General features: G+C 38.1%; 17 protein-coding genes. 11 read left to right on the top strand and 6 right to left on the bottom strand.

Features of this window, described 5'->3' with window-relative positions:
- Positions 1-43: 43 nt before the first annotated feature.
- The 7 genes from J690_RS14115 to J690_RS14085 all read left to right on the top strand — a co-directional run bounded on the left by J690_RS14115 (position 44) and on the right by J690_RS14085 (position 7208).
- Positions 44-2317 (top strand): molybdopterin-dependent oxidoreductase, encoded by a 2274-nt coding sequence (locus J690_RS14115; RefSeq protein ID WP_032036560.1) that lies wholly within the window; start codon positions 44-46, stop codon positions 2315-2317.
- Positions 2318-2542: 225 nt separating this feature from the next.
- Positions 2543-3583, top strand: coding sequence for a GTP 3',8-cyclase MoaA (gene moaA, locus J690_RS14110; RefSeq protein ID WP_081405173.1), 1041 nt, complete (start codon positions 2543-2545; stop codon positions 3581-3583).
- Positions 3584-3838: a MoaD/ThiS family protein gene (locus J690_RS14105; RefSeq protein ID WP_032036556.1), complete on the top strand. Its 255-nt coding sequence runs from the start codon at positions 3584-3586 to the stop codon at positions 3836-3838.
- Between the two features lie 3 nt (positions 3839-3841).
- On the top strand, positions 3842-4327 hold the full coding sequence (locus J690_RS14100; RefSeq protein WP_032036554.1) for a molybdenum cofactor biosynthesis protein MoaE: 486 nt from the start codon (positions 3842-3844) through the stop codon (positions 4325-4327).
- A gap of 23 nt (positions 4328-4350) precedes the next feature.
- On the top strand, positions 4351-5274 hold the full coding sequence (moaCB, locus tag J690_RS14095; RefSeq protein ID WP_032036552.1) for a bifunctional molybdenum cofactor biosynthesis protein MoaC/MoaB: 924 nt from the start codon (positions 4351-4353) through the stop codon (positions 5272-5274).
- Complete coding sequence (locus J690_RS14090) at positions 5274-6509, top strand: molybdopterin molybdotransferase MoeA (protein ID WP_032036551.1); 1236 nt, start codon at positions 5274-5276, stop codon at positions 6507-6509. The genes moaCB and J690_RS14090 overlap by 1 nt, the downstream gene beginning before the upstream one ends.
- Before the next feature lie 216 nt (positions 6510-6725).
- Positions 6726-7208 carry a winged helix-turn-helix transcriptional regulator gene (locus tag J690_RS14085; RefSeq protein WP_032036550.1) on the top strand — a complete coding sequence of 161 codons (483 nt, stop codon included), beginning with the start codon at positions 6726-6728 and terminating at the stop codon, positions 7206-7208.
- Between the two features lie 16 nt (positions 7209-7224).
- Here the strand turns inward: J690_RS14085 and J690_RS14080 are convergent, their stop codons facing one another.
- Positions 7225-8616 carry an aminotransferase-like domain-containing protein gene (locus J690_RS14080; RefSeq protein WP_032036548.1) on the bottom strand — a complete coding sequence of 464 codons (1392 nt, stop codon included), beginning with the start codon at positions 8614-8616 and terminating at the stop codon, positions 7225-7227.
- 123 nt (positions 8617-8739) lie between these two features.
- Here J690_RS14080 and J690_RS14075 point away from each other — a divergent pair, with 123 nt between their 5' ends.
- Positions 8740-9603: a DMT family transporter gene (locus tag J690_RS14075; protein WP_032036546.1), complete on the top strand. Its 864-nt coding sequence runs from the start codon at positions 8740-8742 to the stop codon at positions 9601-9603.
- Positions 9604-9605: 2 nt separating this feature from the next.
- On the opposite strand, the gene J690_RS14070 is transcribed toward J690_RS14075, so the two are convergent.
- Genes J690_RS14070 through tusD form a run of 4 tightly spaced genes read right to left on the bottom strand, consistent with a single transcriptional unit; the run spans position 9606 to position 11001 of the window.
- Positions 9606-9917, bottom strand: a complete 312-nt coding sequence (locus J690_RS14070; protein ID WP_002115694.1) for a TusE/DsrC/DsvC family sulfur relay protein — start codon at positions 9915-9917, stop codon at positions 9606-9608.
- 18 nt (positions 9918-9935) lie between these two features.
- Positions 9936-10220: a DsrH like protein gene (locus J690_RS14065; protein ID WP_032036544.1), complete on the bottom strand. Its 285-nt coding sequence runs from the start codon at positions 10218-10220 to the stop codon at positions 9936-9938.
- Positions 10221-10237: 17 nt separating this feature from the next.
- Positions 10238-10588 carry a hypothetical protein gene (locus J690_RS14060; RefSeq protein WP_002115699.1) on the bottom strand — a complete coding sequence of 117 codons (351 nt, stop codon included), beginning with the start codon at positions 10586-10588 and terminating at the stop codon, positions 10238-10240.
- Positions 10589-10632: 44 nt separating this feature from the next.
- Positions 10633-11001, bottom strand: coding sequence for a sulfurtransferase complex subunit TusD (gene tusD, locus J690_RS14055; protein WP_002115623.1), 369 nt, complete (start codon positions 10999-11001; stop codon positions 10633-10635).
- A gap of 65 nt (positions 11002-11066) precedes the next feature.
- Between tusD and galE the strand changes: the two genes are divergently transcribed.
- The 3 genes from galE (at position 11067) to J690_RS14040 (ending at position 14388) form a co-directional block, all read left to right on the top strand.
- Complete coding sequence (galE, locus tag J690_RS14050; protein WP_032036542.1) at positions 11067-12074, top strand: UDP-glucose 4-epimerase GalE; 1008 nt, start codon at positions 11067-11069, stop codon at positions 12072-12074.
- A 116-nt stretch (positions 12075-12190) separates the two neighbouring features.
- On the top strand, positions 12191-13585 hold the full coding sequence (fumC, locus tag J690_RS14045) for a class II fumarate hydratase (protein ID WP_005068873.1): 1395 nt from the start codon (positions 12191-12193) through the stop codon (positions 13583-13585).
- 356 nt (positions 13586-13941) lie between these two features.
- Positions 13942-14388: a DUF6097 family protein gene (locus J690_RS14040; RefSeq protein WP_032036540.1), complete on the top strand. Its 447-nt coding sequence runs from the start codon at positions 13942-13944 to the stop codon at positions 14386-14388.
- A gap of 162 nt (positions 14389-14550) precedes the next feature.
- Here the strand turns inward: J690_RS14040 and J690_RS14035 are convergent, their stop codons facing one another.
- Positions 14551-14844 carry a hypothetical protein gene (locus J690_RS14035; protein WP_002115649.1) on the bottom strand — a complete coding sequence of 98 codons (294 nt, stop codon included), beginning with the start codon at positions 14842-14844 and terminating at the stop codon, positions 14551-14553.
- Positions 14845-15008: the final 164 nt, after the last annotated feature.

Raw genomic sequence — 15008 nt, 5'->3', positions numbered from 1 at the left:
TTTAATTCTAGCTAGATGTATAAAAATAAACGGAGCCAGAAAAATGATGGACGCAGCTCAGCAAAGTAAAACAGATGTGACCGCATGTATCTTATGTTCTAGAAATTGCGGTTTAAGTGTTGAAATTAAAGATAACCAGTTTGTCAAAATTAAAGGTGATCCCGAACATGCTTTTTCTCAAGGTTACATTTGTCAAAAAGCTGCCAGATTACAGCATTACCAGCAACACGCAGACCGTTTGACTACACCTTTAAAACGTCAGCCCGATGGATCATTTCAAGAAGTGAGTTGGGACGTAGCCATACAAGAAATTGCTGATCGATTAGTGCAGATTAGAGATGATTTTGGTGGGACTGCTTTTGCTTCGGTTGGGGGTGGTGGCCAAGGCAATCATTTAGGTGCAGCGTATGGTCGACAACTTTTGCTGGCCATGAAAAGTTATTATGCTTACAACTCACTTGCTCAAGAAAAAACGGGTGATTTTTGGCTCAATGGTCGTTTATTTGGTAGTCAGGCTTGCCATACCACAGAAGATGTTGAACACGCAGATTATGTACTTTTTATTGGAACAAATCCTTTTCAGGCCCATGGCATTCCCAACGCTCGAGACACGCTAAAACATATTAAGAAAGATCCGAATCGAACCATGGTGGTGTTTGACCCGCGTGTTACCGAAACAGCCAAACAAGCAGATATCCATGTGCAATTAAAACCAGGGACGGATGCTTTTTTAATGTCAGCCATGATTGCGATCATTATTAAAGAAAAGCTTTATGATGCAGCGTTTATTGAGCAGCATACGCACGGTTTTGAAGACGTAAAAGCTGCATTTAATCATGTCCCGATTGAAGACTATATTGCTAAAGCTGATGTACCTGTCGATTTGATTTATCAGGTTGTTCGAGACTTTGCTAAAGCAAAAAGAGGCTGTGTGCGGATTGATTTAGGTATTCAACATACTTTGAATGCGACTTTAAATGGTTATTTAGAAAAGCTTTTATACTTACTGACAGGGAACTTTGGAAAACAAGGTACTAATAATTTACATACTATGTTTATTCCAATCTTAAGCGATACAGATGAAAGAAAGCCGAAATATAGACGTAGTGTTTACCATAAAATGTTCCCGATTTCCGGGTTTTTCCCGCCTAATATTTTACCCGATGAAATCTTAAAAGCAGGGGAAAAGCGAATTCGTGCTGTGTTTGTAGATAGTTGTAATCCACTATTAACCTATCCTGATACACCAGCTTTTGAGGAAGCATTTAAAGCATTAGATTTATTGGTGGTAGTTGATGTTGCGATGACAGAAACAGCGAGACTTGCGGACTACATTTTGCCAGCGCATACCCAGTTTGAAAAATGGGAATTTACTGGTTTTAATTTGGAATTTCCTAAAAATGGTTTTCACCTACGTCATCCTGTATTGGCCGCTCAAACGAATACTTTGCCAGAGGCAGAAATTTATACACGATTACTTGAAGCCATGCAGGTGATTCCAAAACGCTTTCCAATTTTAGAAAAAATAGCTGCGGTCGACTCGAAAAAAACAGCCTATTTACCTTACTTGTCGGCATTGGGACTTACTTTTGCACGAAATAAAAAATATATTCCTTTTGCTGCTTCAATTATCTACCGTACTTTAGGTAAGCAGTTAGAAAACTCAGCTGGTTCAGTTGCTTTTTTATTGCCGCTGTCGATTCAATATGTTGTGTTACACACCAAAGCGGTAAGTCGTGCAGGGTACAAGGGTAATCCGTTAACACAAGGTGTCAAACTATTTGAACAAATTTTAAAGCAACGTTCAGGTATAGTTTTATCGCAACATGAATATGATGAAGTCTGGAAACTGGTAGCTTATAAAGATAAGAAAATACGTCTAGCTATTCCCGAGATGTTAACTGAGCTCACAAATTTAAAAAATCATCCGGTTAATGTTGAAGAATTTCCATTCATACTTTTATCAGGTGAGCGACGTAGCTATAACGCCAATCAAATTTACCGTGACCCAGCATGGCGAAAAGTAGATGCTGAAGGAGCTTTACGAATTCATCCTGAAGATGCAGAAGCCTTAAGTGTAGCTGTGGGTGATCAAATCAAATGTATCTCACAACATGGAGAAATTCAGGTTACTGTAGATTTTGATGAGGGAATGCGAAAAGGAGTTGTTTCGCTTCCACATGGTTATGGCATGCGCTTTCAAGGTGGAGAACCTATTGGACCACAATTAAACATGCTCATTTCTGGTGAGCATTGTGACCCTTTATCTAAAACACCGTACCATAAATATGTACCCATCCGTTTAGAAAAGTGCTAGAAATAAAGTAGGGCATATAAAAGGTTGACGCCGCACTGATTTCGTAAAGCTTTAAAGTTTGAACTAAAACGATACGGCCGAAATTTCAAATACAACCCAAAAAATTATGGATGATAGAATTGGAACAAATTTTGCAATAAAGATCAAAGCACTACTAAGGCGAAATTTTAAAAGTTTAATTGCTCTTAATGAGTGCTTGCAATATTTGAACTGTTCTCGATATGAGTGCAAATAATGAAACAATATCACTCTGAAACTGCGCCAATGCTTTTGCAAGATCAATATGGGCGTATCAAGCGAAAGTTACGTATTTCAGTAACTGATCGCTGTAATTTTAAGTGTGTGTATTGCATGCCTGAACATCCTGAATGGCTAAATAAACAAGATTTGCTTAGTTTTGAGGCGCTCTTTCAGTTTTGCAGTTTTATGGTGCAACAAGGTATTGAAAGCATCCGTATTACGGGTGGTGAACCATTAATGCGTCAAGGTATTGTTCATTTCATTCGCGATTTACAAGCTTTAAAAGCATTAGGTTTAAAGCGTATTTCAATGACCACTAATGGACATTATCTTGCAAAATACGCTCAGCAATTAAAAGATGCTGGTCTAGATGATTTAAATATTAGTTTAGATAGCCTAGATCCGACTCAATTTAAAGAGCTCACTAAGAAAAAGTTAGAACCAGTTCTTGAGGGTATTCAAGCTGCAAAAGATGCAGGGTTACCTTTTAAAATTAACTGCGTGTTAATGAAAAATAAAAATGACGATCAAATCCTACCTATGGTGAAATGGTCAATCGCCAATCATATTACGCTACGTTTTATTGAATTCATGCCACTTGATGGTGATGCACTCTGGTCAAATAAAGATGTGGTAAGTGAAGCTGAAATTCTACAAGCGTTGCAACCACATTATTCAGTACAAGTGATTGAGCAGCAACATGAGCCAGCGCGTCAATATCTACTTAACAATAGTTACGCGCTAGGCATCATTTCTACCATTACTCATTCATTTTGTCATCAATGTGACCGTATACGACTAACGGCACAAGGTGAACTCTATAACTGTCTCTTTGCGCCGCAGGGTTTAAATATTAAGCCACAGCTTCAAACGCTGGTAAGTAAACAACGTACACCAGAATACGATATGTATATCCAAAATTTAAAGAATTTGGTCCATCCTTATATTTGGCATAAAGCTAAAGGCTTTCATGCCTTACAACATCAACAAACCCGTAAAATCAGTATGCATATGCTTGGGGGATAAATGCAGCAATCTATCCAAATTAAAATCGAATCATTTGGTGCAATTGAAAAATTGCTTCCACAAAATCTTTCGTTAGTTTTCCCCACCGATATTTTAGTGAAAGATGTCTTAGATGAAATTGTTTCATTGCATCCAGAATGTACACAGGCCATGGAAAAATGTGCATGCGCTATTGGCGATAATGTCATAACCAGGCAAGCTGCCTTAAATCAGCCATGTACTTTGGTTTTATTATCACCAGTTGCAGGAGGATGAGCCATGCGAGATTTTGCACGTATTCAAGAGCAGGTTTTAAGACTAGATATTTTTGATCCTATTGAATCTTTTCCAGAATGCGGTGGAATTGATATTTTTATGGGTACAGTTCGTAATCACCATGAAGGTAAAGCGGTTAAGGCTTTGAAATATACCTCGTATAAACCGCTTTCTGAAAAAATGATACGTGAAATTGAACTGGAAATTGAGAAAAAGTATCAGGTATCTTATGTGCGAGTGGTCCATCGGATTGGGCATCTAGATGTCGGTGAAACAGCCATTATTGCAATTGCTTATGCAGCCCACCGCCGTGAAGCTTTTCAAGCATGCGAAGAAGCAGTTGAGCGGGTAAAACATGAAGTGCCTGTTTTTAAAGAAGAGTTCTTTACAGATGGCACGAGTCATTATGTAGAGGGCTGCTGTATTCGTAAGGATGCACCGCAAGAACACAAGCATCACCATCATGCCGGTCATGAACACTCACACTGAAATAAGCAAGACTAGGATAAATAATGAAAAACGTAGGAATGAAGCCGGAAAGTTATCGTGTTGCTGAAGCACAAGCAATTTTATATGCACCACCGCACTGTATTGAATTATTAAGACAAGGAAATACTGAAAAAGGGGATGCATTAAAAACCGCACGTGTTGCAGGAATTTTGGCAGCAAAACGAACTGATGAGCTGATTCCTTTGTGTCATCCACTGCCGATTTATCGGGCAGATGTTGAATATGAACTAGAACATGATTTTGTAAAGATCGTTGCCGTAGTTGAAACCATTGGTCCAACTGGCGTAGAGATGGAGGCCTTAACGGCTGCCAGTCTCGCAGGTTTAACCATTTACGACATGTTAAAACCGCATTGTGAACCAGAAGAACTCTGGATGGACCAATGTAAATTGCTTAAGAAAAAAGGCGGTAAATCACACTTTAAGCGAGTTCTTCGTCAGCCTGTTTCGGCTGCGGTTATTGTGTTGTCAGACACCGTAGCAGCGGGTAGAAAGCCCGATACTGCCGGAAAATCTGTGGTTGAAACTTTAACCGAGGCAGGATTCGATCCGATTCACTACCAGATTTTGCCAGATGAGGCGGAAACTTTAAAAAACTTAGTGGTTGAGCTGAGCAAATCATATGCTTGCATTATGACCGTCGGCGGTACTGGAATTGGTAAGCGTGATATTACTGTTGATACGCTAGAGCCACTTCTTGAGCGTAAGCTAGATGGCTTAATGGAAGCTGCGCGTTCATTTGGACAAAAACGCACGCCATATGCTGCAATGTCGCGTGGCGTAGCTGGTTTTATTGATCGTTCTTTAGTGGTGACTTTACCGGGAAGCCGTGGTGGAGCAAGCGAATCAATGGCTGCTATCTTGCCAGCATTAGTGCATATTTTTGATGTTTGCCGTGATCTACCGCATCCGGGAGGCTATGAGTAATGACTGGTTGTGGTGCAGAACGTGGGTTGATTAGTGTAGATGAGGCAATTGAGCTGATTAGTAACCGACCTAAAAAATTAGGTTCAATTCAGCAATCTCTTCAAAATAGCCTAAATAGATATCTTTCTAAAGAAATTTATTCAGAAATTAATTTGCCAAGCTTTTCTCAAAGTGCTGTGGATGGCTATGCACTTTGTTGTCATGCCGAAGATTTAAATAATCAAAAGTTTCAGGTTACTGGTGAGATTCGTGCTGGAAGCGAAAGTCATGACATTTTGAGTGAAGGTCAAGCAATTCGTATATTTACGGGCGGCAAAATTCCTGAAGGGACAACGCATGTAGCGAGGCAAGAAATCGTATCGGTTGTTTCACCTCAAGAGATTTGTTTAACGGAGCATATACGCCCTCAAGCTGATATTCGTTTTACTGGCGAAGAAATCCAGCAAGGGCAGTTACTTGCACAAGTTGGACAATTTTTGAATATTGGAAGTTTGGCTGCCTTAAGTATGACGGGTGTGCAATCAGTTGAGGTCTATCGTGCACCGAAAGTCGCTGTTTTGATCACGGGTGATGAAGTTGCCGAAACAGCAGAAGATCTAGCTGAAGGTAAAATTTTTGATGCAAATGGCCCATTACTAAAAGCTTGGTTTCAAGATTATGGTTTAGATGTTGAACTCATTCATGTGGCAGATGAAGCGGAGCAAGTCACGCATTACTTTAATGAGTTAAAGTATAGTCATGATGTCATTATAACTACAGGCGGAGTGTCAGTAGGTGATTATGACTTTGTTCGACCATGCGCTTTTGAGACTGGCTTTGAACAGATCTTTTGGAAAGTAAAACAAAAGCCGGGTAAGCCACTCTTTTTTGCTGAATATTCTCATCCAGAAACAGATCACCGTTGTTATTTGCTGGGGTTGCCCGGTAATCCTGCTGCGGTCTATGTGTCTATGCAGGTTTACGGTAAAGCATTGCTTGACACTTTACAGGGAAACTCGGCAGGACCAGATTGGTTTAGTGCGATTTTAGATAACGATTTAAAAGAAGATACACGCGAGCGTTTTTTACGAATGCATGCCTATTTTGATAATGGTCAACTCAAAGTTAAAAGTCTGGCAAAACAGCAATCACACATGCTCAGTAATTTAATGCAAGCCAATTGTCTGGTCCGAATTCCGGCAAGTGCAAAATTGGAAGCGGGTTATATATTGAAGGGCGTATTTATTTCAAATTAATAACCAGTAATGATAAATATAACTCACTATATAACTGAGTGAGTTATATTTATTAAGCAATTTTAAATAATAACTTTTAATTTTTTATAATGAAAATTCTTTCATAAGCTTGATAAGAAGTTATTTTAATAATGAATGTTGCATAAATCGTGCTAAGTGGTTTAGGGTATAAACAATAGGGCCATTAGGCTAGGAAATATCGAGGAACGCATAAAGATGAAATGGGACGACATCGGTGATCAACCTTGTTCGGTTGCTCGTATGCTATCAGTGATTGGCGATCGATGGACGATGCTAATATTACGTAATGCTTTTATGGGAATACGCCGTTTTGACGATTTTCAAAAGTCATTAGGTGTCACTCGTCATGTCCTTTCGGATCGTTTAAAGCGGTTGGTTGAATATGAAATTTTAGTCAAATCTCCTTATTTTGATCGTCAGGAACGCTTTGAATATAAATTGACTGATAAAGGTTTTGAACTTTATCCAATTATTTTGTCTATGGCGAATTGGGCAGACAAATGGATGGATCAAGGCTTAGGCAAACCTTTAGAATATCGTCATAAAACATGTGGCCATAAATTTGAACCAGTGATGGTATGTTCGGTTTGCCGTGAACCTTTACACGCAAAACAAGTTCAGGTTTCAGCTGGGCCGGGTTATTTTGCATATATACAGCAACAACAGAAACAAGCTTAATTTCTTTTACTACCAATTATAAAGACTCTTGTTGAATCGCATCAGCTAGAGTCTTATAGATGTGGTCATGATTTGACTGGGTTACATTAAAGCGTATGAATTGGCCAGCATTAGAAGCTTGGCTAAAAGCATTTCCTGGCGCAAGAATAACCTGATGATTAATACAATATTTTGCAATTTCTGAAGCTTCAACTCCCTTTGGCAAATGACACCAAACAAAAATTCCAGCTTGAGGCTTAATCCATGGTTTTATACCCAATGGTTCTAACTGAGTAATGGTATCGTGCATCGCTTTTGCTAATCGGACCTTTAATAATTCTATATGTTTACGATAAGATCCATCTGTTAAAGCACTTAATAAAACTTCAGCTGATACACCATTATGAGAAAAGCTTGTGGCAATTTTCAGGTCAGTGAGCTGATCAATCCATTCTGATTTAGCAATAATATAACCACAACGAATAGATGCGGATAACGTTTTAGAAAAACTCCCAATAAAAATGACACGTGAAAGATTATCCAAAGCAGCAAGCCGAGGAGCAGGGCTATATTCAAAATCTGAAAAAATATCATCTTCAACGACAATCAAATTGGATTGTTCAATAAGTTTTAAGAGTTGATGGGCTGTAGCAAGAGACAGCGTCGCACCAGTTGGATTGTGAATTCCTGAGTTAGTGATATAAAGACGTGGATTGTAAGTCTCAATTGCTTCTTTAAATGCCTTTAAGTCAGGGCCTGTTGGTGTGTAGGGAATACCAATAACTTTGACTTGATGGACTTTAAGCAATGCATGAAAGTTGAAATAACAAGGATCATCAATCAAAACTACATCATCGGGCTTTAGTAAAAATCGGCAGACCAAATCAATCGCTTGAGTTCCTGAGTCTGTTAAAAGCACTTGATTAAGATTTGCATTGATACCTTTTGCTTGAGCGCGTCTTGCCAGTAAATCACGTAGAGCTGGTAGTCCTAATGGCGTTGAATAACCCATCAAACAATCATCTGGGCTTCTTGCGGCCGATCTTAATGCTTTACGAATACTATCTAATGGCATCCAGTCATCAGGTAACCAACCGCAACCGGGTTTAAAAACATCTGCTTTCGCCTCCAAAGATTGGCGTGAAATCCATAATGGATCGACTGAGCGATCTAATTTAGGACCTAATTCGCTTAAAGAAAGAGGGGCAAGCGGACCAACAATATAGAATCCAGACCCACTTCTTGATTCGATTTTGCCTAGAGCAATTAATCTTTCATAGGCTTCTACAACCGTTGATACAGAAAAGCCAAGATTATTTGCTAACTTACGAACGGAGGGTAAGCGTGCTCCAGGCATTAAAGACCGATTTTTTATTTGTTGCTCAATCTCTGAAATGACAATTTCAATTTTGGTTTTGTTCTGGTTCACTGACTTACAATCCGAACTGTACTGGTTATTAATACATTACAGTTCTTTAAAATTGTACTGCTTTGTATCTGGTTTATTCACCTTAGCACAGCTTAAATTCTTCGTATAGTGACGGAGAAAATTATGAATAGGTTTATGAATGGCTGGGTGAATGGTTTTATTGGCGTGGCTATTTTTGCGGGATCACTACCAGCAACACGCGTAGCCGTAATGGGTTTCGATCCTGGTTTTCTAACTGCGGCACGTGCGGCAATTGCAGGTATTTTAGGCCTTATTCTTATTTTGGTTTTAAAACAAAAAAAACCAGCCAAGCAAGATTGGTGGCCTCTTGCCATCGTTTCTTTAGGCGTGGTGATAGGTTTTCCTCTATTTACAGCGCTTGCTCTGCAATACATGAATGCAGCTCATTCAATCGTTTTTGTTAGCCTTTTACCGCTTGCAACGGCAATATTTGCTGTACTCAGAGGTGGAGAAAAGCCGAATCATTTTTTCTGGATATTTGCAATCTTGGGGAGCGCGGTTGTATTTGCTTATATGTTCTTCATCTCTGGTGATACCTCACTTGGGATAGGAGACTTTTATATGTTAATGGCGATCATTTTTTGTGGCTTTGGCTATGCAGAAGGCGGTGTACTTTCAAGAAAAATAGGGGGGTGGCAGGTCATTTGTTGGGCGCTAATTTTGTCACTACCTTTTATGCTGTTTCTGACTATTTTCTATATGCCAGCTTCATTTCAGAGCGTATCTACATCAGCTTTGGTCGGCCTTATTTATGTGTCTTTATTTAGTATGCTCATTGGTTTTTTCTTTTGGTACAAAGGACTTGCGCAGGGAGGAATTGCTGCGATTAGCCAACTACAACTCTTACAACCTTTAATGGGATTAGGTATTGCTGCGGTCTTGTTACACGAACAAGTAAGTTGGTCAATGTTGGTGGTTACAGCAGCAACGATTTTATGCGTCGCTGCCGCCAAAAAGTTTACCTAATTTTATAAGCAATTTGCTGGTTTAGGGATCCCTGCTAAACGACTTAAGTGACGGGCTACTAAACCAGTATTAAATTGTTGCTGTAAAACCGCATTATTAATCTCTGGACTAACCGTTTTCATTAAAAATTTAATGAGTGGGCGAGTTGCTGGAGAGTGTCCAAACTGCTGATAAAACTGACGTACAGCTGCTAAAACTTCAAAATGCCAATCGGTGAGTTCAAGATCAAGCGATTTGGCAAGTTCTTGCGCAACTTCAGGATTCCAGATTGTGTAATCAACCAAATGACCATCTTGGTCTAATTCTAAATTCATGAAACCAGCCTAAATATATTATTTAAGAGAAATACAACGATTAAACGTTAAAACCAGATCAGCAAATTGATCATAATCTAATACCTTCACCTGATATAAAATATCCGTATCGATTAAATCTTTTTCGATGCTTAAACATGAAACAGATTCAAATGGTTGAATCATTTCAGCAGAAAGGTGTGCAGTTGCATCACCCATAAAAACAATTTGGTCACCTACCTGAAAAAGATTGCGTAATTCATCAATAATTTTCGGCGTAGAATGGTAAGAAGATTGCACAAGATAAAGTGTTGACGGATTCATTAAACTTACACCTTTATCTACCAATATAGAACATGATCAAAAGATTGAATAAACTCAGCATTCAACTGAACGAATTCAATTTCTTGTTCGGTTTTTTGTACAAGAGGATGCTGCTGATTTTTACATTCAATCAGAATAGGGCTCAAGTCGTAGAACTCAAAACTTTCGACCATATTTGAGGCCACTTTGAAAGCCTGACGAAATTGATCAAAGCTCAAATCATTTTGCAAAAGACTAAGAGCTGCATCTTTCAATAATACTTTGACTGGTGAGCCAAAGGTTGCTAAAACCATAGTAGCAGAAAGGCTTTCATTGATTTGAAGACTGGTTAAATTGGCTTGGCTTAAAATGACGAGTACAGATTTCACACAATATACCTTTTAAAAGCAACAATCTAAGCAAACAAAGTAACTTAAAATTGAATAAGACGAGATGCTGACTGTACTGCATCAGCAAGTTCACCTAACCCGACAAGTTCAAAGTCTTTGGCAAGGTTGTGATGAGTAAGGTGATGGCGACTGGCATTTTCTGCATCCGTAATACCACGAGCGAGGGCAGCACTCACACAAACAGGAAGACGAATCGCAAGCTTTTGCCATTCATGCGTTAAATTACGCTGGTCGTCAGGAACCCATTGAAAATCATTAGCAACCTGCACGCCATCTTGGTAAAAGAATACACGGAAGTCTTCATTTTTACTTTTGAGTGCCTGAGCAAGTCCTAACGCATGCCAAGCATGAATGGAAGTAGGAGCAGAGGTAATTAGTAGTAATGTACTCATTGAGAATTCACTATGGTCATACGTCTAAATGGGCGTAGATACATTAAGAGAAAGGTAAGTATACAATGATTTTAGTGACAGGTGGTTTAGGCTTTATCGGTTCACACATTGCGTTGAGTCTAATGGCTCAAGGGCAAGAGGTGGTAATCGTCGATAATTTGGCTAATTCAACCTTGCAAACTTTGGAGCGGCTAGAGTTTATTTCTGGTATGTACGTTCCATTTGTCAAACTTGATGTACGCAATACACCAGCGCTGAATAAGGTGTTTGAGCAATATTCAATTGATGCAGTTATTCATACTGCCGGATTCAAATCAATTGAAGAATCTAACCTTAAACCTCTTGAATATTATAATGATAATGTTAGTTGTATCATGAGCTTGCTTCGTGCCATGCAACGTACGGGTGTTCGTCACTTTATTCATCTGTCTAGCCTTGCAGCTTATGGGAAATCTGGCTTGCAATTGAGTGAAACAGAAGAATTTAATTATGCTTATCCTAATCCCTACATTAAGTCTCAACAGATGATTGAAGAAATTATCCGTGATACTTATAAAATTGACCATGAGTGGAAAATTGCGATTCTACGATTGTCTAATATCGTAGGTGCATTTGAACATGGGGTACTCGGAGAGTATGTCGCTCAGCTCCCTAAAAATATTGTTCCGCTTGCGATGCAAGTCGCAGCAATGCAACGTGATTTAATTGAATTACAAGATCAAGCTGAAACGTCAGATCATACGACTGAACGTAGTTTTTTACATGTTTTAGATTTATGTGAAGCCGTCATTGCGAGCTTACATTGGCTGCGTGAACAAACGCATTGTTGTGAAGCATTTAATATTGCACATGACCAAGTTCATTCAATTCGTCAATTACTCGATGAAATTTCACAAGTCACTCAAGCTGAAGTTCCTACACAATCAGCAATTTATAAACATGTCGAGTTAGATCAAGTTGGTGCTAATATTGAGAAAGCAAAAACCTTATTGCAATGGACACCGAAGCGCCCATTAAAACAAATGATCGAAGATGAATGGCGCTTCTATCAAAATACTTTAAATGGAAGATAAGATAATGATTCTTATTTACAATACTGGTATGCTTGAGTACGATATTCAAAATTAACTAGCCAGAGCAAACACTTGCTTCAGCCCGTGAGTTCTTTATTGAGATAACCGAGGTTTCTATGCAAACACGAATTGAACATGACACTATGGGTGAGATTGAAGTTCCAAATGAAGCATTGTGGGGGGCACAGACTCAACGCAGCTTACAGAACTTTAAAATCGGGCAGGAACGATTACCCCGTGCCATGATTCGAGCGATGGGTTTGGTAAAAAAGGCTGCTGCAATAACCAATGCTGAACTTGAACAACTACCACAAGATTTAAGTCAATATATTGTGGGTGCTGCTGAAGAGGTCATTGATGGCAAGTGGGATTCCCAATTTCCTTTAGTTGTCTGGCAAACAGGTTCTGGTACGCAAAGCAACATGAACTGTAACGAAGTGATTGCCAATATTGCAAACCAGAAATTAGGGCAAGCCTTAGGTGCTCAAAAACCAGTACATCCAAATGATCACGTTAATCGTGCTCAATCAACAAACGACTCCTTTCCAACGGCCATTCACGTGGCAGCAAGTTTGCAAATTAATGAATTACTCATCCCTGCTGTAGAGCAGCTCAAAGCGACTTTGCAAAAAAAGTCAGATGAGTTTCAGGATATTGTTAAAATTGGCCGTACCCATTTGCAAGATGCTACTCCATTAACCTTAGGTCAAGAATTTAGTGGCTATGTATCACAGCTTGAGCATGGATTGGTTCGACTACAACAAGCTTTAAGTGGTTTATATGAGTTGCCATTAGGTGGCACAGCGGTAGGTACAGGATTAAATGCACATCCTGACTATGCAGTAAAAGCAGCAGCTCAGCTTGCATTACTCACAGGTTTACCTTTTGTAACCGCGCCTAATAAATTTGAAGCACTAGCAGGACGGGACGCCGCTGTTTTTGCATCAGGTGCATTGAAAACTTTGGCTGTAAGCTTAAACAAAATTGCGAATGATATTCGTTGGCTGGCAAGTGGACCTCGTTGTGGTTTTGGTGAAATCCGTATTCCAGAAAATGAGCCTGGTTCAAGCATTATGCCTGGGAAAGTAAACCCAACACAAAGTGAAGCAATGACCATGGTTGTTGCGCAAGTGCTTGGAAATGATACGACTATTAACGTAGCAGGTGCTTCAGGTAACTTCGAATTAAACGTCTTTATGCCAGTGATTGCTTATAACTTATTGCAATCTATTCAGTTACTTGGCGATGCATGTAATAGCTTTAATGATCACTGTGCGGTGGGAATTGAGCCTAATCGCGATAAGATTGATCACTTCTTGCATAATTCTCTGATGCTAGTTACAGCTTTAAATCCAGTAATCGGCTATGAAAATTCTGCAAAAGTTGCAAAGACTGCTTATAAAGAAAATAAAACGTTGAAGCAGGTCGCTGTTGAGCTTGGTTTGGTTACAGCGGAACAATTTGACGAAGTAGTTAAACCTGAAAAGATGGTTTCACCAAATAGTAAGTAATCTATCTAAAAATAAAGATATTTTTAGAAACTCAATCAATAAAAAGGCACTTTTGAGCTATTTCAAAAGTGCCTTTTTATTTTAATAATTCGAATACTTAACTCCTATGAAAACTTACTTTTTAATAATCGTATAATTCAGAATAAAATATCAATCGTTCTCATAGTGTAAAAAAATTGAGAAATATAGTGAGAGGAAGCTATGTTTAGTAATCTTTGGAACATTTTCGGCTTCTCGTATTTCTTTTGAATATTTTTTAACTCAGCTCAATTTATTACTTTTGTGTTAAAAAGTACTTTTAATCATAAAATTTGCCTTAAAATCCATGGTTTTACTAATTACATTCTGGTTTTTCTATGGGAAATTTAACAATTTTAGGTGAGGCATTAGAAAGTGCAGAAATCTTGAAAAACATTCAATATCATATTAAAGACAACAGATTACCTATATCATTAAAAGATGATTTGAATAAGCAAGTTATTGAAGTTGAAAAATATTTTGGAGAAGATGATTTTGAAAAACTAGAAGTTAAGAAAAATAAAATCAATATATGGACAGGAGTTCTTGCGGTTCCAATATTGATTTATTGTATTGCATTATTCTTAAGTCGATATGTACATAACTTTGGTATCAATATTGATGTAGATGTCATAAATTATATGTTATTCGATAACATATTTAAATATATATGGATTGTCATAATTTATGCAGTCATATTCTTTGGATTGATTGGATACTTTTATATACTTAATAACCACAGCAAAAAATTAATTGAAAAGAATGTGAATAAACTTCTTAGCTAAATATGTTTAAAATCTTTAAGCATATAATATGCTGTGCATTCGGTTATCTGTTTGTACAGATAAATCATTAATAAAAGTGTACGCGCTAATATTTATATAAAGCCCTCAAATGAGGGCTCTTTTGGGGGTAGGATTTAGCTTTTATCTTAAAATTTGAAAATATCAAAGTAAGCCGTCTATGTATTCCCAACCATGAGATTTCATAGCTTCAAACTTCTTTTTTAGCTCTTCTTTTTCGTACTCATGTATATCGCGTGCTAAAAGAACATGATATGAGTTAGATTCTGGTTCTATAGTCACTTCAATAATCTCTACTGGTTCAATCACTCCACTCTCAGTTAAACCAGAGTCTATAAAACACATTCCTTTTACAGGAATAACAGTACAATCATATTCCTTAGAAATAAAATAATTATTTGCTGAAGCGGAATACGTACGTGATGCTCTAACTTTCATGTGTATCTCCTTCAAGCATAAAAAGGGAATGTTTTAGTCTGGCGTGCTTCCACAGTTATTTCTGTTTAATTTATATAGTGATTTTATTTTTTACTTCAATATTCTAATTATAGATTTTTTATTAGCATAAAATACTGTTAGCTATAATTTACAAGTAAGGTATT

This window comes from Acinetobacter sp. 742879 (assembly GCF_000588535.1).
In the GTDB taxonomy this organism is placed as follows: domain Bacteria; phylum Pseudomonadota; class Gammaproteobacteria; order Pseudomonadales; family Moraxellaceae; genus Acinetobacter; species Acinetobacter pittii.
This window is presented reverse-complemented; position numbering and strand designations above follow the sequence as displayed.

Coding starts and splice junctions, on each gene's coding strand:
- J690_RS14035 (WP_002115649.1), bottom strand. CDS start 14,844: ATGAAAGTTAGAGCATCACGTACGTATTCCGCTTCAGCAAATAATTAT.
- galE (WP_032036542.1), top strand. CDS start 11,067: ATGATTTTAGTGACAGGTGGTTTAGGCTTTATCGGTTCACACATTGCG.
- tusD (WP_002115623.1), bottom strand. CDS start 11,001: ATGAGTACATTACTACTAATTACCTCTGCTCCTACTTCCATTCATGCT.
- J690_RS14075 (WP_032036546.1), top strand. CDS start 8,740: ATGAATAGGTTTATGAATGGCTGGGTGAATGGTTTTATTGGCGTGGCT.
- fumC (WP_005068873.1), top strand. CDS start 12,191: ATGCAAACACGAATTGAACATGACACTATGGGTGAGATTGAAGTTCCA.
- J690_RS14090 (WP_032036551.1), top strand. CDS start 5,274: ATGACTGGTTGTGGTGCAGAACGTGGGTTGATTAGTGTAGATGAGGCA.
- J690_RS14085 (WP_032036550.1), top strand. CDS start 6,726: ATGAAATGGGACGACATCGGTGATCAACCTTGTTCGGTTGCTCGTATG.
- J690_RS14100 (WP_032036554.1), top strand. CDS start 3,842: ATGCGAGATTTTGCACGTATTCAAGAGCAGGTTTTAAGACTAGATATT.
- J690_RS14065 (WP_032036544.1), bottom strand. CDS start 10,220: ATGAATCCGTCAACACTTTATCTTGTGCAATCTTCTTACCATTCTACG.
- J690_RS14040 (WP_032036540.1), top strand. CDS start 13,942: ATGGGAAATTTAACAATTTTAGGTGAGGCATTAGAAAGTGCAGAAATC.
- J690_RS14115 (WP_032036560.1), top strand. CDS start 44: ATGATGGACGCAGCTCAGCAAAGTAAAACAGATGTGACCGCATGTATC.
- moaCB (WP_032036552.1), top strand. CDS start 4,351: ATGAAAAACGTAGGAATGAAGCCGGAAAGTTATCGTGTTGCTGAAGCA.
- J690_RS14070 (WP_002115694.1), bottom strand. CDS start 9,917: ATGAATTTAGAATTAGACCAAGATGGTCATTTGGTTGATTACACAATC.
- J690_RS14105 (WP_032036556.1), top strand. CDS start 3,584: ATGCAGCAATCTATCCAAATTAAAATCGAATCATTTGGTGCAATTGAA.